At 38.2% G+C, this 17542-nt stretch carries 20 protein-coding genes; 6 read left to right on the forward strand and 14 right to left on the reverse strand.

Annotated elements, in window-relative coordinates:
- Nucleotides 1-23: 23 nt before the first annotated feature.
- Nucleotides 24-377 carry a hypothetical protein gene (locus tag B2906_RS09400; RefSeq protein WP_144607544.1) on the reverse strand — a complete coding sequence of 118 codons (354 nt, stop codon included), beginning with the start codon at nucleotides 375-377 and terminating at the stop codon, nucleotides 24-26.
- Between the two features lie 72 nt (nucleotides 378-449).
- On the opposite strand from B2906_RS09400, the gene B2906_RS09405 reads away from it, so the two are divergent.
- Together B2906_RS09405 and B2906_RS09410 are read left to right on the forward strand one after the other, a co-directional pair.
- On the forward strand, nucleotides 450-788 hold the full coding sequence (locus B2906_RS09405) for a tRNA-binding protein (protein ID WP_091653249.1): 339 nt from the start codon (nucleotides 450-452) through the stop codon (nucleotides 786-788).
- Nucleotides 769-2304 carry a S10 family peptidase gene (locus B2906_RS09410; protein ID WP_286938627.1) on the forward strand — a complete coding sequence of 512 codons (1536 nt, stop codon included), beginning with the start codon at nucleotides 769-771 and terminating at the stop codon, nucleotides 2302-2304. The genes B2906_RS09405 and B2906_RS09410 overlap by 20 nt, the downstream gene beginning before the upstream one ends.
- A 3-nt stretch (nucleotides 2305-2307) precedes the next feature.
- Here the strand turns inward: B2906_RS09410 and B2906_RS09415 are convergent, their stop codons facing one another.
- The 5 genes from B2906_RS09415 to tpiA form a co-directional block, all read right to left on the reverse strand.
- The gene (locus B2906_RS09415; protein WP_144607542.1) at nucleotides 2308-3837 is read right to left on the reverse strand and encodes a GH3 auxin-responsive promoter family protein; all 1530 of its coding nucleotides are present in this window, start codon (nucleotides 3835-3837) and stop codon (nucleotides 2308-2310) included.
- Nucleotides 3837-4577, reverse strand: coding sequence for an LPS export ABC transporter ATP-binding protein (gene lptB / locus B2906_RS09420; protein ID WP_144607541.1), 741 nt, complete (start codon nucleotides 4575-4577; stop codon nucleotides 3837-3839). The genes B2906_RS09415 and lptB overlap by 1 nt, the downstream gene beginning before the upstream one ends.
- Nucleotides 4578-4758: 181 nt before the next feature.
- The gene (gene recJ / locus B2906_RS09425; RefSeq protein WP_091653257.1) at nucleotides 4759-6483 is read right to left on the reverse strand and encodes a single-stranded-DNA-specific exonuclease RecJ; all 1725 of its coding nucleotides are present in this window, start codon (nucleotides 6481-6483) and stop codon (nucleotides 4759-4761) included.
- 286 nt (nucleotides 6484-6769) lie between these two features.
- Nucleotides 6770-7597, reverse strand: coding sequence for a 50S ribosomal protein L11 methyltransferase (prmA, locus tag B2906_RS09430; RefSeq protein ID WP_144607539.1), 828 nt, complete (start codon nucleotides 7595-7597; stop codon nucleotides 6770-6772).
- A 4-nt stretch (nucleotides 7598-7601) separates the two neighbouring features.
- Complete coding sequence (gene tpiA, locus B2906_RS09435; RefSeq protein ID WP_144607538.1) at nucleotides 7602-8363, reverse strand: triose-phosphate isomerase; 762 nt, start codon at nucleotides 8361-8363, stop codon at nucleotides 7602-7604.
- Between the two features lie 68 nt (nucleotides 8364-8431).
- Between tpiA and B2906_RS09440 the strand changes: the two genes are divergently transcribed.
- Nucleotides 8432-8932, forward strand: coding sequence for a regulatory protein RecX (locus B2906_RS09440; protein WP_144607537.1), 501 nt, complete (start codon nucleotides 8432-8434; stop codon nucleotides 8930-8932).
- A 15-nt stretch (nucleotides 8933-8947) separates the two neighbouring features.
- On the opposite strand, the gene B2906_RS09445 is transcribed toward B2906_RS09440, so the two are convergent.
- From B2906_RS09445 to B2906_RS09470, 6 genes are all read right to left on the reverse strand, one after another.
- Complete coding sequence (locus tag B2906_RS09445) at nucleotides 8948-9301, reverse strand: DUF5615 family PIN-like protein (RefSeq protein WP_144607536.1); 354 nt, start codon at nucleotides 9299-9301, stop codon at nucleotides 8948-8950.
- Nucleotides 9298-9540, reverse strand: a complete 243-nt coding sequence (locus B2906_RS09450; RefSeq protein WP_144607535.1) for a DUF433 domain-containing protein — start codon at nucleotides 9538-9540, stop codon at nucleotides 9298-9300. Before B2906_RS09450 ends, B2906_RS09445 begins: the two co-directional genes overlap by 4 nt.
- A 31-nt stretch (nucleotides 9541-9571) precedes the next feature.
- Nucleotides 9572-11035, reverse strand: a complete 1464-nt coding sequence (gene crtD, locus B2906_RS09455) for a 1-hydroxycarotenoid 3,4-desaturase CrtD (protein ID WP_219957429.1) — start codon at nucleotides 11033-11035, stop codon at nucleotides 9572-9574.
- A 189-nt stretch (nucleotides 11036-11224) separates the two neighbouring features.
- Nucleotides 11225-11374 carry a hypothetical protein gene (locus B2906_RS09460; RefSeq protein WP_219957428.1) on the reverse strand — a complete coding sequence of 50 codons (150 nt, stop codon included), beginning with the start codon at nucleotides 11372-11374 and terminating at the stop codon, nucleotides 11225-11227.
- Nucleotides 11375-11650: 276 nt separating this feature from the next.
- Entirely contained in the window at nucleotides 11651-11803 is a 153-nt protein-coding gene (locus B2906_RS09465; RefSeq protein ID WP_219957427.1) for a type II toxin-antitoxin system RelE/ParE family toxin, read from the reverse strand.
- Nucleotides 11796-12035: a ribbon-helix-helix domain-containing protein gene (locus B2906_RS09470; protein ID WP_219957426.1), complete on the reverse strand. Its 240-nt coding sequence runs from the start codon at nucleotides 12033-12035 to the stop codon at nucleotides 11796-11798. The genes B2906_RS09465 and B2906_RS09470 overlap by 8 nt, the downstream gene beginning before the upstream one ends.
- Before the next feature lie 635 nt (nucleotides 12036-12670).
- Between B2906_RS09470 and B2906_RS09475 the strand changes: the two genes are divergently transcribed.
- Together B2906_RS09475 and B2906_RS09480 are read left to right on the forward strand one after the other, a co-directional pair.
- On the forward strand, nucleotides 12671-13024 hold the full coding sequence (locus B2906_RS09475) for a hypothetical protein (protein WP_219957425.1): 354 nt from the start codon (nucleotides 12671-12673) through the stop codon (nucleotides 13022-13024).
- A 10-nt stretch (nucleotides 13025-13034) separates the two neighbouring features.
- Nucleotides 13035-14237 (forward strand): 6-bladed beta-propeller, encoded by a 1203-nt coding sequence (locus B2906_RS09480; RefSeq protein ID WP_219957424.1) that lies wholly within the window; start codon nucleotides 13035-13037, stop codon nucleotides 14235-14237.
- A 206-nt stretch (nucleotides 14238-14443) separates the two neighbouring features.
- Here the strand turns inward: B2906_RS09480 and B2906_RS09485 are convergent, their stop codons facing one another.
- Nucleotides 14444-15910: a glycine--tRNA ligase gene (locus B2906_RS09485; protein ID WP_219957423.1), complete on the reverse strand. Its 1467-nt coding sequence runs from the start codon at nucleotides 15908-15910 to the stop codon at nucleotides 14444-14446.
- A 303-nt stretch (nucleotides 15911-16213) separates the two neighbouring features.
- Complete coding sequence (locus tag B2906_RS09490; protein ID WP_219957422.1) at nucleotides 16214-16651, reverse strand: outer membrane insertion C- signal; 438 nt, start codon at nucleotides 16649-16651, stop codon at nucleotides 16214-16216.
- Between the two features lie 232 nt (nucleotides 16652-16883).
- Here B2906_RS09490 and B2906_RS09495 point away from each other — a divergent pair, with 232 nt between their 5' ends.
- The gene (locus B2906_RS09495) at nucleotides 16884-17519 is read left to right on the forward strand and encodes a hypothetical protein (RefSeq protein WP_219957421.1); all 636 of its coding nucleotides are present in this window, start codon (nucleotides 16884-16886) and stop codon (nucleotides 17517-17519) included.
- Nucleotides 17520-17542: the final 23 nt, after the last annotated feature.

Genomic DNA, 17542 nt, shown 5'->3' on the forward strand with positions numbered 1-17542 from the left:
CTTTGCTATTAAGAAAACACAAATTAATCTGCTTTGAATTTGTCCACTACATAAAGAAAAATGTTGAACGATAATGTTGACGGTAGTGGCTCAACTTTTTTACCCTCTGGATTCAAAACAACTTCTCTTCTGATAGGAGTTGAAGGAATTGGAAGAGGGTTTGAATTGGACTTAGATGGACTAAGCACTTTCGGAATTATCACTTCTTGAACATTTTGTTCGTCAAAAAGTGGTTTTTCCAAGATTTTAGCCGATTCTGGTTCAATTTTATCACGATCATTCTGAGCGAAAGATTCTTCTGCCATCAGGCACATTCCCAAAACAGCCCCCGTGAAGAATCCGATTTTTTTAAAAGGAAATGGTGAATAATTGAACATTTGTAGAATTGGATTACCAGTGTTTAACTCTTAGGTTTGTAAAAGGTTTCTAAAAATAATAAAAATTTTTTTATGCAAACGATTGATTACAAAGATTTCGAAAAAATAGATTTTCGGGTTGGGACAATTATCCAAGTCGAAAATTTTGAAAAAGCCCGCAACCCTTCCTATAAAATTTGGATTGACTTTGGAGAAGATATTGGAATAAAAAAGTCATCTGCTCAGGTAACTCACCTGTATTCTCATGAAGATTTGATGGGAAGACAAGTAGTTTGTGTAGTAAATTTCAAGCCTCGCCAAATTGCAGACTTCATGTCAGAAGTCTTGATCACCGGATTTTCAAATTCAGATAACGCAATTGTCTTAACCTCGGTGGAAAGACCTGTTCCCAATGGATCAAAACTTCATTAATAAATCAGCCATGATCAAAAAACTCAGCCTTATCCTACTTTTGCTTCAAAGCACTTTAATTAATGGGTTTTCCCAAGACAGTCTTTCTGTAAATCGAAGCCCTCAGGCTTTTGCAACAATTCACAGCGGTACTTTTAACGGGAAGCAGATTTCTTACAAAGCCTTGGTCAAAGAAACATTTTTAACCAACAAAAAAGGGGAGGTCACCGCATCGATGTGGAGCACCTCTTATTTAAAAGAGAACTCGGATCATAAAAAAAGACCTGTCACCTTTATTTTCAATGGCGGCCCTGGATCTGCCTCTATTTGGTTACACATGGGATTTTTTGGCCCCAAAGTAGTCAAGGTAGACTCGGAAGCGAATCAAGATGATGGAGCTGCTCCTTTTAAATTTGTCGACAATAAACAAGCATTGCTTGATATCACAGATTTGGTATTTATAGATCCAATCGGTACAGGATTCAGTAAAGTGATGGGTAAGGGAAAAAATGAAGATTATTGGGGCTTAGTAGAAGATGCCGAATCAATATCCCAATTCATCAGACTTTGGCTTAAAGAACATAAAAGATGGCAAGCCCCTAAGTTCATAGCAGGTGAAAGCTTTGGCACAACCCGGGCTGCTAAGGTTGCGGAGGTGCTGGAAGAAGGAGGTCAACATGTAGCCCTTAATGGCATTATTCTGATTTCTCAGGCCTTAGATTATCAAGGCTCCTCTTCTTGGCAGGATAATCTGGTTTCAAATTTTACATACCTCCCTTCGATGGCACTCACTGCTCGCTACCATGGAAAAGCAGGAAAGGGTAAATCTATTGAGGAATTTGCACAGGAAGCTAGAACATTTGCTTATGAGCAATATTTACCCTCCTTATTTAAAGGTGAGCTTCAATCTGCATCGGAAAAGGAGGAAATAGCAGAGAGGCTATCCTATTTCACTGGTCTGGAAAAAGATTATATCCTTCGCTCGGATAATCAAATCTTGATGCACCGATTCAAAAAAGAATTATTGAGACGGGAAGGAAAAGCCATCGGAACTTTAGATGGAAGATTTGCGGCAGTAGAGACTGATCAAGTTGCGGAAGGCCCGGTGTTAGGGGATCCCAGCGATTACATGACCGAAGCAGCCTATTCTGCAGTTTTCAACCAGTATCTATTAGACGATTTGCAAGTAAAGCTAGATCAGCCTTATCTGAGTTCAAATAGTACGATTGGCTCATCATGGAGATGGAGGCCAGTACCTGACGGAGCTTACTGGGAGCCAAGCTATGTCAGTACTGCCAGATCACTGAGCGAGGTGATGCACAGAAATACTGCTCTCAAGGTAATGGTCGCAAATGGATATTATGATTTAATTACTCCATTCTTTGATGCAGAATATACTTTTGCTAGACATAATTTCCCCCAGGAGAGAATTCAAATGAAGTATTACGAGGCTGGACACATGATGTATAATCGTCAAGAAGATTTTGATGCCCTCGCAAGGGATATCAGAGCTTTTTTGGAAAAGCTGATTCCTTAACCTCTACTCTTGCTCCTTCAATAAGGGAAGGAGCTCTTCTAGATATTCTCGATTATTTGCTAATCTAGGCACTTTGTTTTGGCCTCCTAATTTCCCTTTTTTTCCCAGCCAGCTTTCAAAAAGGCCTTCTTGGGCAAAATGGATCAATGGCTGGGTTAATGCCAAGTCTTTATACCTTTTGGCATCATAATCAGAGTTAATCTCTCTCAAATGTTGATCTAAAAGCTTTTTAAACTCCTCCCCGTCTTTGGGTGGAGTTTTAAATTCAATGATCCACTCATGTGCACCTTTAGACCCGCTACTTTCAAAATAAACAGGTGCTGCAGTAAAATTTAAAATTGTTGCCTGAGTTTTTTCTGCTGCAAAGGCTATGGCATTTTCTGCATTTTCCACAATCACTTCTTCCCCAAAAGCATTGATAAAATGCTTGGTTCGACCGGATATTTTGAATCGATAAGGATAGGTAGAGGTAAATCGAATGGTATCACCGATTTTATATCTCCATAATCCGCCATTGGTTGTGATGACAACTGCGTAGTTTTTACCAACCTCCACATCGCCTAATGGAATTAAGGTTGGATTTTCGCTACTCCATTCTTCCATCGGAATAAACTCATAGAAAATCCCATAATCCAAAAGCAACAATAACTCGTCTGAATCAGGCCTATCCTGTAATCCAAAAAATCCCTCCGAAGCATTGTAGGTTTCCATGTACCTCATTTTCTCTGAAGGAATCAATTCTTTAAAAAGAGATCGATATGGGCCGAATGCCACCGCACCGTGGAAAAAAACTTCTAAGTTTGGCCAAACTTCTAAAATATTTTTAGCCTTCTTTAGCTCCATAATCCGCTTCAGAAGAACAATAGTCCAAGTAGGAACTCCTGCTATTGAAACCACATTTTCATCCATGGTTTCTCTGGCCATTTTCTCGATTTTTTCCTCCCACTCACTCATGAGTGCTGTTTCAAGGGATGGTGTCCTGACAAACTGAGCCCAAATAGGAAGGTTTTGCATAATGACAGCCGAAATATCTCCAGCTTTAGCGGTTCCATTAGGATTAAGTGGATTTTTCTCGAGCGTTCCTCCAATAGATAAACTTTTGCCTGAAAAGAGTTTGGAGTCAGGAAAATTGTTGACATAGATAGAAACCATGTCTTTTCCCCCCTTATAATGACATTCCTCTAAACTCTCTTCCGAAACAGGGATATATTTGCTTCTACTAGAGGTAGTGCCGGAGGACTTGGAAAACCATTCTATTTCTGAATTCCAGAGCACATACTGCTCCCCTTTCATGATTTTATCGATATAGGGTTTGATCCCATCATAATCGAGTACAGGTACATTTTTCGCAAAATCCTGATAAGTTCGAATGCTTAAAAAATTAAACTCTTTCCCGAATTTGGTTCGCTTACCTGCTTCTATCAGATCTAAAAAAATCTCGTGCTGAACTTCAAGTGGATTTTCTTTAAAATTTTCAATTTGACCTAATCGATTTTTGAAAATCCAGGTCATGAAGCTATTCAGTACTTCCATTATTGGTTAAAAATTTTCCGTTTTAATTCAAATTGACTTCCCAAATATACCTTTCTAACCTGCTCATCGGCAGCCAATTCCTCAGCTGTTCCGGCTTTCAAAAGCCTCCCTTCAAACATCAAATAAGCTCGATCTGTGATAGATAGCGTTTCATTAACATTGTGATCCGTGATCAAAATACCAATATTTTTGGTTTTCAGCTTAGCTACTATGGTTTGAATTTCTTCAACTGCAATAGGGTCCACTCCGGCGAAGGGCTCATCCAACAAAACAAACTTCGGATCCACTGCCAGAGCTCTGGCTATTTCAGTTCTTCTTCGCTCACCACCTGAGAGGACCATTCCCAAGTTTTTTCTGACATGGGTCAAGCTAAATTCTTCCAATAAACTTTCAACTTTTTCCCTTTGCTGCTGCTTGGGCATTTTGGTCATTTCCAAAACCGCCATGATATTTTCCTCTACAGATAGTTTTCTGAAAACTGAAGCCTCCTGAGCCAGATAACCAATCCCCAATTGGGCTCGCTTATACATGGGAAGGCTGGTGATATTGTCATTTTCTAAAAATATCTTTCCCTCGTTGGGCTGAATCAAACCAACAATCATGTAAAAAGAGGTCGTCTTTCCAGCTCCGTTTGGACCTAAAAGCCCAACAATTTCTCCCTGTTCTACTTCTACGGAAATGTCATTCACGACTCTTCTTCCCTTGTAGATTTTCACCAAATGTTCAGCCCTTAGTTTCATCTCTTAATAATTGTCTATAATAATCAAATGGAACCTTCAGATGATGTACTTATCACTCTAATTTTTGAGGTTTTGATCATGCTCGGTTTTATAAGATTACAATTTATTTTTTGAGGAATCTCTTAATTCACACTGCTCTTTTTATTTAGGATATTGTATCAAATTTAAGCTAGCTGAGTTCTCAATCAAATTTGATATCCTTCACATAAAGCTGCAAGCTACTCTTATCTCTGAAAAAATTCTCTCTCAACTCGGCAACTATATCAAACCGCATTCTTCCCCTAAGCATATTTACTGTGGTTAAATCCGGATCTTTTGCTCGGTCAGCCATTCCAAAACCCAAACAAACGGGAGTCGTGAGTTGGCCATCTTGGACAATTTTAAAGCGAAGGTGTTTGTCTTTTAGAACCGCCACATCTTCTGCATATACATTGGATATTCTAAATACTGGCTCGGTGTTTCCGGGGCCAAAAGGAGCCATTTGCTTTAGAATATTATGAAATTTATAATTGATCTGATCGAGTAAAAGCTCATCGTCTACTTCAATTACGGGCTTGCGATGAACCTCTTCAATCCGGCTCTTGACTACCTGCTCGAACTTCGCCTGAAAAGCTGGTACATTATCCACAGAAAGGGTCAATCCCGCCGCATATTTATGTCCCCCAAATTGATCCAATAAATCCGAGCATTCAGCGATAGCTTCATAAATATCAAAATCCACCACCGAACGTGCGCTTCCTGTAGCTTTGGCATTGGATTCGGTCAGGATAATGGTTGGCCGATAATATTTTTCAATGCAACGACTCGCTACAATCCCGATAACTCCTTTGTGCCAATCTTCCTTGAAAAGAACTGTTGAATTCCACTCCGCCTGTTCTTCTCTTTCGGCGATCATTTCAAAGGCTTCCCGAGTAATATTTTCATCAAAATTCCTTCTAGTTGCATTGACCTCATCCACTACTTTAGCTCGCTCAATTGCCTCCTCCAAATCAGTAGAGATTAGCAATTCTACTGAAGCTTTGGCATGTTCTAATCTTCCAGAAGCATTGATTCTTGGTCCGATTTTAAAGACTATATCCGAGATCCCTATTTCCTTTTCGATTTTGCTTCGCAAAATCAAAGCTTTCAGTCCAGCCCTTGGGGTATTATTAATTCTATCTAGGCCGTAATAGGCAAGAATTCTATTTTCTCCCGTAATAGGCACAATGTCCGCTGCTATACTTACTACCAAAAGATCCAAGTAAGCATACAGGTTAGACTCATCCATTCCCCTGCTTTTTGCAATGGCTTGAATCAGTTTAAAGCCAACGCCACAGCCACTGAGCTCTTTATATGGATAATTGCAGTCCTCTCTTTTTGCATCAAGAACAGCAATAGCTTTAGGTAGCTCCTCGCCCGGAGTATGATGATCGCAAATGATAAAGTCCACATCGAGCTGGGAAGCTAAATTGACCTTGTCTATGGCCTTGATCCCGCAATCCAAGGCAATTACCAAAGCAAAGTCATTCTCGGCGGCATAGCGGACTCCTCTTTCACTGATACCATAGCCCTCTTTGTATCTATCCGGAATGTAAAAATCCACCAAAGGATAAAAGCCTTTCAAAAAGCTGTAAACCAAAGCCACTGCCGTAGTCCCGTCCACATCGTAATCCCCATACACCAGAATCTTTTCCTGATTGGCAATCGCTTTTTCAATTCGGGTAACTGCCTGATGCATATCCTGCATCAAAAATGGATCATGCAGCTGGCTCAAGCTGGGGCGGAAGTAATCTTTTGCCTGATCAAAAGACTCCACCCCTCTATTGATCAGCATATTTGATAAAATGGGATTGACATTAATCTCTTTCCCCAGTTTTTCAATTGTGCTTTGTGAGGCTTTGGGTTTTTGTTTCCAGACGTACTCCATGTGACTAAATTACAAAAGTATTTAAGATGAAAATCTCTTCAAATTGAATAGATCGTAGCATTTCAAGCCCTTGAAAACCGAAATAGTTCAGTCCTGAGCTTTTTTTAGTTTTTTGTACTCAAACCAAAAATACGCGGGAAAGATCAGGGATTTCAGTTTCCATTCATTCTTCTCAGTAATCGTCAGACTTTTATCTGAATGCACAGTTCGGTACATTTTTCCTGCAAGCAGACAATGACCAATCAGTGCCAAAAAAATCAACGCATAAATGAGTAATTCTTGCATATCAACTATTCCTCAATACTAAAGCTGCCCATTGATTTCGCTCGGACTGCTTTTCCAGTTTTAACCCCAAGGGACTTGCTATCTCCATCAGGTCATCCACATCCGGAGTGTAAAATCCACTCAAAAACAAAAAGCCATCGGGCTTTAATAAGCCGGCATATATAGGAATCTCATTCAGCAACACGTTCTTATTGATATTGGCCAATACGATATCAAATAGACCTGAAGGATTTACATCTCTGATAGTTCCCAAACCCATTTGAATATCCATCCCGTTCAGGGCGAAATTCTCATTGCCATTGTCCAAACACCAATCATCGATATCAAATGCCTGAACTTCCTTTGCTCCCAACAAATGCGCCATGATGGCTAATATGCCTGTTCCGGAACCCACGTCCAAGACTCTTTTCCCCTGATGATCTACCTCGCCCTGAAGTTTCAGCATTTGGTAAGTAGTGGCATGATGACCTGTACCAAAAGACATTTTGGGATTGATCACTATCTCATGTTGAAATCCTGCTTGGGATGGGTGAAAAGAGGCCCTGACATAAACTAGGTCTCCTACCGATATGGGATCATAGTTTTTTTCCCATTCTTCGTTCCAGTTGACTTTTGCAACTTTCCCTTCTTTCACCGAAATGCTCGCCGCATCTTGGTATTGGGACAATACACCTTCAAAACTTTCCCTGTCAAAAGAATCCGATGGGGCATATACATCAATTCCTTCCTCTGTCTCGAGGAAGGAATCAAAACCTATTTCGGATAATTCAGCTATGAGGATTTCCCGGAATTCTTCCCGGCAACTGATTTTAAACTCCAGGTAATCCATAGAATCAATAAGATTTTACGATTTCGATAAAGTCTCTTGACTTCAATGAAGCCCCGCCAATCAAGCCTCCGTCCACATCTGGCTTGGAAAGTAAATCAGCGGCATTTCCGGCATTCATACTACCTCCATAAAGGATTGAGATTTCTGCAGCTACATCTTTGCCATATTTGGAACCTAAATGTCTTCTCAAAGCAAAATGCATTTCCTGAGCTTGGTCAGAGGTTGCGGTTTTACCTGTTCCGATCGCCCAAATTGGCTCATAAGCAATTACTACTTTTTTGATCTCATCTGCGCTCAAATCAAAAAGAGAGTCTGTCAGCTGAAACTTAACATTAGGCTCGTGAGTACCGGCTTCTCTGATTTCTAAAGATTCGCCACAGCAGAAAATTGGAGTCAGTCCATGCTCTAAAGCCTGTTTTACTTTTACAGAGAGCAGCTCATTGTTTTCTTTAAAATATTCTCTTCGCTCCGAATGTCCAATAATGACATATTGCGCGCCGAAGGAAGCCAAAATTTTTGCAGAAACTTCACCAGTAAATGCACCTGATTCTTTGTCCGAACAGTTTTGTGCTCCCAAATAAACTCCCGGGGTATCCCCAATCAGTTTTTTTACTGGAAAAAGGTGAGGAAAGGGTGGATTCAGCACTATGTGTACATCCTGGATATTTTCGTCCTTGAACATGTTTATGATCTCAGAGGTCAATTTTTGGCCTTCATCAAAAGTCATATTCATTTTCCAGTTACCGGCTATTATCTTTTTGCGCATGATAGAATTAAAATTTTATTAGGTTTGGGATATTCAAATCGTCATAATCTCGAATAAAATTAAGGAAAATGTCCGGTTGGGGAAAAAATAACCTGAATCAGTCTGGAAAAAAGTCCTGGACTTTTACTGAAGCCCAGGAAAAGCTTTCCACCTACTGTGCATATCAGGAGCGCTGTTCTTGGGAAGTTCGAAGGAAATTGTTTGAGAAAGGAATCACAGACGAAAGGGCAGAAGAGCTTATTAGCTATTTGGTCAAGGAAAATTTTTTAGACGAGGAGCGTTTTGCTAGAGCCTTTTGCAGAGGGAAGTTCAGATTGAAGCGATGGGGAAAGAACAGGATCAAAATGGAATTGAAAATGCGTCAGATTCCTGAAGAATTAATCAGAAAAGGCCTTTTGGAAATTGACCCGGAAGAATATTACGATACTTTATTGACAGAAACAGAAAAAAAATGGGCCAAAACGAATGAGTCCGATCCATATAAAAAGCGGTACAAGGTCATTGGTTATCTGATGCAAAAAGGATTTGAGCAAGATCTGATTCAAGAAGCCTTGGAAAGTCTTAAGTGAGAAATCTCAATCAGTTCAAAATCTTTTCTGCCTAATTGAATTTTGATCAATCACAGTCAAAGCAACTTCAAATGAAATATTTTTAGAGTTCACCACTTTTTCCAATAGCCTTCCAGTAAATTCAGGATTTTCTGGTTTCTGACGTATAAAGATCACACCAACCTTAGGCCTAAAGCCATATTTAAAGATCAATTCTCCATAATCACTATCATGGGTAAGAATTGTCCGGTATTGTTCATTTGAGATTTTTATTACTTCTTCATCACTTATCCCTGAAAAATCCAAGCCAACAGAAATTATATCCCAGCCCTTACTTAGAAGGTATTTCACACTGGCTTGAGGAATAATTTCATTAGCTAAAAACTTCATTTACCACTTTCAGCAGCTTCTGAGAAAAGAAACCCATCCTTCATCATTTCCTGAATGTAGGCAAAAACTGCACGAATTGAATTGGGCGTTAATCTTGGGTAATTCTCCAATAAGTCCTTCTCAGACCATCCAGAAGCCAAAAGATCTAAAATATGCTCAATAGAAATCCTGGTTCCTTTGATGGTAGGTTTTCCTAACAAAACACGATTATCAAATGTGATGTGTTCTCTCCAGTTCATACTTCAATTTACGATAAATTTAAATTATTGGCTATTTTATAAAACCAATCATAATTTTCGCTGAAAGAAGGGATAAAGGAATTCCTCCTCCAGGATGAACAGAGCCTCCACAGAAATACAAATTTTTGATAAAGGATGAATAATTTGCATGCCGGAGAAAAGCAGCAAACTTATTATTGGAGCTGTTTCCATAAAGTGCTCCTTGGGCACTGGAAGTTTTGGATTCAATGGTTCTTGGATCCAAAATCTCTTCTACCTCAATCAATGATTCTATATCAGTTTGAAGCACCCTATTCACTTTGGAAATGATATTTTTCTTGGCCACTTGAATCAATTGATCCCAATCTTGCCCTTGATTATTCGGCACATTGATCATGGTAAACCAGTTCATACTACCTTCAGGGGCATCATCGGGTTTACAGACTGAGGTAATGTTGATATAGACAGTCGGATCCTGGTATATACTGCCCTTTTCAAAAATATGCTCGAACTCAGCTTTATAGTTTTCAGAAAATAAGATATTGTGTAGCCCTAGTTGCTTAAACTGCTTCTTGATTCCCCAATAAAAAATCAAGGCAGAGCTGGACTTGGGCTGATTCAATAGCTTTTTGGGTTGCTTTTGCTTTTTCAAAAGGCTCTTATAGGCATTTACCATGTCCATATTATTGATCACTAGATCAGCCTTTTTTTCCTTCCCAGAAACGATTATTCCCACTGCCTTGCCTTTATCAACCAGGATCTCATCCACTTTTGAATTGAAGTGAAATTGTACACCCATAGACTTCGCGAGTTTGAAAATACTCTGGGTGATGTCGTGCATCCCTTTTTTTGGAAAATATGCTCCCCGATTGAATTCTAAGTGTGGAATAATATTTAAGGTCGCAGGAGTCTGATAAGGATCTGAACCATTGTAAGTAGCGTATCGATTGAAAAGCTGAACCATTTTTGGGTTTTCGAATAAGGCCTCATTGGCCTGATTCATAGTTGAAAAAATACCCAGCTGACCCATTTTTAAATAAGATTTGAGCGCTTGAGCATTGGTCCAGGTACTGAATTGATGCAAAGACCTATGCATAAAAAGAGGAGACAAATTCTCATAGATGAAGGCTGAGTTTTTTAAAGCCTTTCTCACATGAGAAGCAGGTTCTCCTAATTTCGTCTCCACTTCCTCCGCAAATTGATTGATATCCGCGAATGCTTTGATTTGCTTGCCATCTTCCCAGAAATAATGGCAGGCTATATCCAGCTTTTGGTATTCAAAGTGGTCCTTGGGGTCCTTTCCCGCAAGCCTAAACAGTTCTTCAACTTGCTCAGGAAGAGTAAAAAGAGATGGCCCTGCATCAAAACGGTAAGCGCCTAATTGAATTTCTGAAAGTTTTCCTCCAGGGTATGAGTTCGCCTCAAAGACTTCCACTTCGAAGCCTTTCGCTGCCAAACGCACAGATGAAGCCAGTCCCGCTATTCCAGAACCTATGATGATTGCTTTTTTAGACATAACCTTAATCAAAAAGCAAACTACAAAAATCAACTTGGAGTTATAATCATTTCAAAAACTCTTTCAAAAAAGCACTTTCATGAGCTTAAAAATTGAGTATGATTTCAGAAAAATATAAACTACAAATAACTGATAATCATAAACTTTTTTAATGATTTAAAATACAATCAATTCATTTTTTATGTATTTTTATTCATACTCCTTCCTGTTATGAAAAGCTTTAAAACGTTTCCCAATAGAAGCTGCATCTTCATAGATAATATTGAAATCGTATTTCAATAAATCCACGATTTCTTGTGCTTTTTCAGGTAACCATCCAATTCGCCTTACTTTGATCATCCAGAAGCTATTTTCTAGGAAATAAAAGATTTTATATCACAAGCTGGCAAAAATCTCTTTTTCGAGTCAAGTCTTGACGGAACTTACCTGTGCGTGGGTATTCTCACTGAAGAATTAAAAAAATTAGAAAGCAGTAAAGTTTCTACAAAACGGAATTCAAATCCTGCCTCCCAACACTTGCCATAATTTCTACTGTCCCGTTTTCAATTCGAAAATAAATGCTATCGGACCCACAAACACAACGTCGGTATCCTTCTTTAATAAAATCTACAGGTTCTAACGAATAAGGCCTTTGGCAATAATTTCGAAATACTGAAAAAACGAATTAAAATACTTGTCTGCCTGAGCCATTCCAAATCGCTGAACTCCGAAATGGTGTATTCGAATCAAGTCCATCTTAGCTGCTTGACTCAAGCGATATTCAGCCATTTAACAAATTCTTTGATTGAGCTAAAATTTCTTCCTTGCTTTCAGAAGTAAATCCGCTGGATTCAGCTTTTTCAAGTTTTTCTCGGATCCAGTCGACTTCTATTTGCTTCTTTCTCGCCTGTCTTATCAAATCATTCACCAATTCACTTTTGCTAGAATACTCCTCTTTATCCACTTGGGACTTGAGCCATTCATCATTTGGTTTGGTTAGTGTAATACTTTGTCTGGTCATTTTAATTTCATTTGATGTAAATATACACCAAAAATGAATCACAAGGTATTCTGGATTGAGAATACTTTAAATGGGTTTTAGAAAAAAGGCAGCAGAAAAGATAAAACTGCGTTAGGCTTAGTACTTATTTATTAAGCATAAAAAAGCCTTGAAAAATTTAATCTCAAGGCTTTTTTCATCAATCATCGGGCATCAAGCACCCAATATTATATCTTCTCAAATATCCTCCTGAAGCTAGTTGCCTCGGCGATTCTTCCATGAAGTTCTGAGATCGTTAAACGCTCGTTTAGAATTATATCCAGATGGCCACATTATAAAAAAACTTAAAACGTGTTGGTTTCCTTTAACTTGTCACGCCACTCGCAATTTATTCAAACCGCCTATGTAAAATGAAGTATTGCTAAAAACTAATATTTGGACTTAGACTATTTTTTTTTTTTTTCTTGTTTAAAAATAAATAGTTATGAGAAATTCAAACTTTCACTCAGTTGTTTTCAAGAGAGGCTTCACTATTTTGATGATTTTATTTTCTGCATGTTTGGTAGGACTTTTAGGTTCATCATCATTTCAAATTGGCGCCCAGACGTTAGGTGGTGTTGAGGCATGTCCTGGAGGATCATGTAACTACACTTATTATGCTCAAGGTAAACCCTACAATTCATGTGAAGCTTGTTGTCCTGCAGGTAAATCTCCAAACTGTTCCTCATTCGGATGTGTTTGCAACTCAGATTAAAAAGAATATGAACAAACTAAAAAATCAACTAAAAATTTTAAGCCTAGTTATAACTGCAATTATTTTAAGCATTCTTCCAATAGGAAAAGCTTCAAGTCAAGGATTTGCAGGTGAAGCATCATGCGATGGAAATTATTGTTCGTATTATGAATATACTTATGGCAATAACATATCTATGGTTTGCGAGGCATGCTGCCCCAAATGGAAAACAGCAAGATGTAATGGTTTAGGAGGTTGCGGATGTTATTCAAATTAAATGAAGAACTATGAAATTTTTAAGCCATTTTCTTTTTATCTTAGTTTGTTTAGGTTTGTCATCTTGCACTCAAAGTGAAAAACAAGTTGAGGTAGAAAAATTAAAAACTATTCAAGTAAGCCCTACTGAGGCTAAAAACGAAATCAATCTTTCGCAGTTTGTAGATTCCATTTCATATGTTAAGCTAGAAACAAATGAGAAGTCATTTCTTGGGCAAATCACTGAAATAAAAATTAAAGACAACTTTATTTATGTTGCAGACCGTTCACAACAGTCTATTTTTATTTTCAATTTAAAAGGTGAATTCTTTAAAAAGTTATCCAATCAGGGAGATGGGCCAGACAGGTATAGACAATTAGGTCCTTTTTTCGTTGATGAATCAGAAAAAAGTCTTGAGATAATTGATTTTGCTTCCGATAATACAAGAATTATTTCTTACTCTCTCCCTGACCTTGAGTTCATAAAATCGGAACCTATCAAAATAGCATTGGCTAATTCAGTCAGAAGGAAGAACGGAATATATTACTTCGCCACACAGCAAATAGAAAATACTGTAAATGACTCCCCAACTAACGGGGATATTATTGCAGTGGACAAAAAAGGAACGAAGAAAGTTTTGTTTGATAAAAATATACCTCCTGGAAATTCAGGCTTTTCTCCCTTTACAGAAAGTTTTGCATACACAGGAAATGATACTTTGTTGATTTCATTGATGTATCAGGATACCATTTATCGATTGCAAAATAAAGAGGCTTTTCCTTATTTGAGATTGGATTTTGGAGATTTTAAATTAGATCCTAATATCAGAAATTTAAGTATTCAAGAACAATTGCAAATTCTTCAAAATGAATCAGAAGGGAAAGTAACATTTCCAGTTTTGAATGCTAGCACTCCTAATTTACTCGCTTTCTCATATTATTTTAAAGAGAAAAATTTCAACCACACTATTCAATACCTTGATTTTAAGAAGGAGAAAACTACAATCCACACTAGGAAAATCATAAATGATTTAACTGATTTTCCAAAAGAAATTTTTATCAGTTCATACTACTCTGGGATTAGACATGAAGTGGTATACAAAGACCATTTAGTCGACATTATTCTTCCTGCATTTTCATTGGACGATGAAAAAGAAATCAAAACAAAAAGCTTGGGAAAAATAAAAATTGAGGATAACCCCATCATTGTTTTGATGAGAATTAAAGATCGATAGAAGACACTTCTTATAACAATTTAATTATTTGAAAAAATTCATTCTATCAATAATATCTAGTTACAGGTTTAGCTTCAATTTTATAGGTTTTATCCTCTTAAAAATCTAGTCAGATTGTTAGTATAAAATTTGACTAAACATAAAAGCCTTGAAAAATTTAATCTCAAGGCTTTTTTCATCAATCATCGGGCATCAAGCACTCAACATTATATCTTCTCAAATATTCTTCTAAAACTCGTAGCTTCGGCGATTCTACCATGAAGTTCTGAGATCGTTACACGCTCCTGTTCAGTGGTATCTCGATGACGGATAGTAACTGTATTATCCTCTAAAGTCTGATGATCAACTGCAATACAGAAAGGTGTACCAATTAAGTCCTGCCTTGCATAACGTTTCCCGATGGAAGCAGCGTCTTCATAGATAATATTGAAATCGTATTTCAATAAATCCACGATTTCTTGTGCTTTTTCAGGCAAGCCATCCTTTTTGGTCAAAGGTAAAATCGCTGCTTTCACAGGAGCAATGGCAGGATGGAACTTCAAATAGGTTCTGCTTTTCTCCTCAGACTTCTCTTCTGTATACGCATTGCACAAAGTCAACAAGAATAAGCGATCTGCCCCAATCGAAGTTTCTATGACATAAGGAATGTAATTTTGATTGACTTCAGGATCAAAATATTGCTGCTTCTTCTTGGAGAATTCTTGATGGGATTTCAAATCAAAATCAGTTCTGGAATGTATCCCTTCCACTTCTTTGAACCCAAAAGGGAATTCATATTCTATATCCATGGCCGCATTAGCATAATGCGCCAATTTCTCATGGTCATGCTTTCTGAGCTTTTCCGCAGGAGTACCCAAGGCCAGGTGCCAGTTCATTCGAGTTTCTGACCACTGCTTATACCAATCCAATTCGGTACCAGGGCGAACGAAAAATTGCATTTCCATCTGCTCAAACTCACGCATTCGGAAAATAAACTGACGTGCTACAATCTCATTTCGGAAAGCCTTTCCTATCTGTGCAATCCCGAAAGGAACCTTCATCCTTGCAGTCTTCTGAACATTCAAGAAATTCACGAAAATCCCCTGAGCTGTTTCCGGACGCAGGTAAATGGTAGAAGCATCTTCAGCCACAGAACCCACTTGCGTAGAAAACATTAAGTTGAACTGACGTACATCCGTCCAGTTGGTAGTACCACTAATAGGACAAGTTATACCCGTATTCACGATCAAGTCACGCACACCGGCCAAGTCCTCTGCTTCCAGCAAGCGAGCTAGAGCAGCTGTGAGTTGCCTCGCTTCTTCAACTTTTCCCTCATTCTCCATTTTAGCAGCATGCTCCTCTACCAAGACATCCGCACGGTATCTTTTTTTGCTGTCCTTATTATCAATCATGGGATCATTGAAGGAATCCACGTGACCGGAGGCTTTCCAAGTGGTAGGATGCATAAAAATGGCCGCATCAATACCCACTATATTCTCATGCACTCGCGTCATAGTTTCCCACCAGAGGCGCTTGAGATTATTCTTCAATTCCACTCCGTAAGCCCCGTAATCATAGACAGCTTGCAAGCCATCGTAGATTTCAGAACTAGGGTATACAAAACCATACTCTTTAGCATGGGAAATAATATCTTTCAATTGGGCGTTTTCCGCCGGTGTCGCTGTCTTTGCCATAGGGCGCAAAATTAAGGAAACAAATTAATTTCAGCTATTAAATGAGTAATATGAATCTCTTTCAGCATGAAGAACCGTGATCTCTTTCAGGTTAGAAGAGAATACTTCGGTAGTTTAGTTTTAAGTAAAAGAATTGAAGATGGGAGACCGAAGACCCAGCCTCGGCTGGCAAGCGAAGCCTCCGGATTTCAATCCTTCATGCTACAATTAAGGCGTGTTTTTAATTTCTAGAATAAACAAATCCATCTTAACCAAAAAAGGCTATAACCTCTGAGATTATAGCCTAATTTTCTTTTTCAAATTCTACCTGATGGTATACTTGAACCCTACTCCGCCACGAAGGTAGCTTCCGTACTCTCCGTAGAAAACAGGGGCGGCTTCAATCACGAAACCAAACTTTTTATCATTGAATGGTTTCAAAAACACCCCAAAAGGAATAGCTAGATAAGTGTCATCATAATATCTGTCTCTTCTGGGGTGGTAGTGGTCAAAAAGCCCCAAAGCGGCGCCAACGTACACATTGACATCTGATTTTCTGACAAAATTATACCCTCCCATCAATTCCAAACCGGTTCTTCTCCCCAAACCGAGGCGAGCTTCCCCAAATAACTCCTTGTCTGTGTCCGTGCCAACTGTGATAAAATTTCGTGAGTTTTGGATATTTATCCCGACACTTACCTGTGCTTTAGCCATGGATATCATGCCAAAAAAGAATAGGCATAGTACTGTTATTTTTTTCATAGTAAATAAATGTTGGTATATACTGAACCTTGGGCAAACTCCAAGCCAATTACAAAGTTTGAAGCTTGCCGTAAAAATTTCAATCGACAACTGAAAGCATCAAATTGGAATATTTACTTTTTACAACTGGTTTTCATATGGCTACCTAGGTCCATAGTAGTTTTTTAGTTGAAATACAACCAGAGTTTTTCATAATACGTTTTTTCACCCAAGAATTTAACTCTATCCTATCATGAAAAAACTATTTCTATTCTTTTCCTTATTTTTCAGCTACTTCAATACAATTGCCCAAACAGAAAAAGGTTCTGTTTTTTTAAGCGGGCAACTCAATATCTCTAGTCAGACAATAGAAAATAACAATGCTACATTAAAATCAAATAATTTCTCTTTTAGACCTTCTACAGGTCTCTTTATTTCCGATAACTGGCTACTAGGAGTTCAAACAAACCTGAGTTCCTCCAGGATCAAGGATTCTTTTAACTCAGGTAGAGAAATACAAAGCCAATCTAATCGAGTTCTGATCGGACCATTTGTCAGAAGATATTTTCCAATTGAAGAAAAATTGGCATTCTTCGGAGGGCTGAATGCAGCTTATGGAAACTCAAGGTCAAAGAGAGATCAAAATACAGCAGGTGTCTTAGAGTTATTTTCTAAAGGCAGAAATTTCTTTACTCATATCGATGTTGGTCTTACTTATTTTCCAAAAAAATGGTTGGGAATTGAATTATCTGCTCAACCCTTATCCTATGTCTATCAAATAGAAGAGAGCGTACAGAATAATTCCTCTACTAACTCTAATATCTTTAGCTTCGATTTAAATACAAGTTCTATTTTCTTGGGAATTAACTTTTTTTTAAATAAAAAATAAAGAAGAATTAAGGCTTTAATCCA

The sequence above is a fragment of the Algoriphagus sp. UBA3586 genome (genome assembly GCF_002376385.1).
In the GTDB taxonomy this organism is placed as follows: Bacteria; Bacteroidota; Bacteroidia; order Cytophagales; family Cyclobacteriaceae; genus Algoriphagus; species Algoriphagus ornithinivorans.

Excerpts from the sequence above, each read along its gene's own strand:
- B2906_RS09410 (WP_286938627.1), top strand. The coding sequence starts at position 769 with ATGGATCAAAACTTCATTAATAAATCAGCCATGATCAAAAAACTCAGC.
- B2906_RS09445 (WP_144607536.1), bottom strand. The coding sequence starts at position 9,301 with ATGAAGTTTTTAGCTAATGAAATTATTCCTCAAGCCAGTGTGAAATAC.
- B2906_RS09400 (WP_144607544.1), bottom strand. The coding sequence starts at position 377 with ATGTTCAATTATTCACCATTTCCTTTTAAAAAAATCGGATTCTTCACG.
- B2906_RS09405 (WP_091653249.1), top strand. The coding sequence starts at position 450 with ATGCAAACGATTGATTACAAAGATTTCGAAAAAATAGATTTTCGGGTT.
- B2906_RS09490 (WP_219957422.1), bottom strand. The coding sequence starts at position 16,651 with ATGAAAAAAATAACAGTACTATGCCTATTCTTTTTTGGCATGATATCC.
- B2906_RS09470 (WP_219957426.1), bottom strand. The coding sequence starts at position 12,035 with ATGACCAGACAAAGTATTACACTAACCAAACCAAATGATGAATGGCTC.
- B2906_RS09480 (WP_219957424.1), top strand. The coding sequence starts at position 13,035 with ATGAAATTTTTAAGCCATTTTCTTTTTATCTTAGTTTGTTTAGGTTTG.
- lptB (WP_144607541.1), bottom strand. The coding sequence starts at position 4,577 with ATGAAACTAAGGGCTGAACATTTGGTGAAAATCTACAAGGGAAGAAGA.
- crtD (WP_219957429.1), bottom strand. The coding sequence starts at position 11,035 with ATGTCTAAAAAAGCAATCATCATAGGTTCTGGAATAGCGGGACTGGCT.
- B2906_RS09460 (WP_219957428.1), bottom strand. The coding sequence starts at position 11,374 with ATGATCAAAGTAAGGCGAATTGGATGGTTACCTGAAAAAGCACAAGAA.
- B2906_RS09440 (WP_144607537.1), top strand. The coding sequence starts at position 8,432 with ATGTCCGGTTGGGGAAAAAATAACCTGAATCAGTCTGGAAAAAAGTCC.
- B2906_RS09415 (WP_144607542.1), bottom strand. The coding sequence starts at position 3,837 with ATGGAAGTACTGAATAGCTTCATGACCTGGATTTTCAAAAATCGATTA.
- B2906_RS09495 (WP_219957421.1), top strand. The coding sequence starts at position 16,884 with ATGAAAAAACTATTTCTATTCTTTTCCTTATTTTTCAGCTACTTCAAT.
- B2906_RS09485 (WP_219957423.1), bottom strand. The coding sequence starts at position 15,910 with ATGGCAAAGACAGCGACACCGGCGGAAAACGCCCAATTGAAAGATATT.
- B2906_RS09475 (WP_219957425.1), top strand. The coding sequence starts at position 12,671 with ATGCTCAAGGTAAACCCTACAATTCATGTGAAGCTTGTTGTCCTGCAG.
- B2906_RS09450 (WP_144607535.1), bottom strand. The coding sequence starts at position 9,540 with ATGAACTGGAGAGAACACATCACATTTGATAATCGTGTTTTGTTAGGA.
- recJ (WP_091653257.1), bottom strand. The coding sequence starts at position 6,483 with ATGGAGTACGTCTGGAAACAAAAACCCAAAGCCTCACAAAGCACAATT.
- tpiA (WP_144607538.1), bottom strand. The coding sequence starts at position 8,363 with ATGCGCAAAAAGATAATAGCCGGTAACTGGAAAATGAATATGACTTTT.
- prmA (WP_144607539.1), bottom strand. The coding sequence starts at position 7,597 with ATGGATTACCTGGAGTTTAAAATCAGTTGCCGGGAAGAATTCCGGGAA.
- B2906_RS09465 (WP_219957427.1), bottom strand. The coding sequence starts at position 11,803 with ATGGCTGAATATCGCTTGAGTCAAGCAGCTAAGATGGACTTGATTCGA.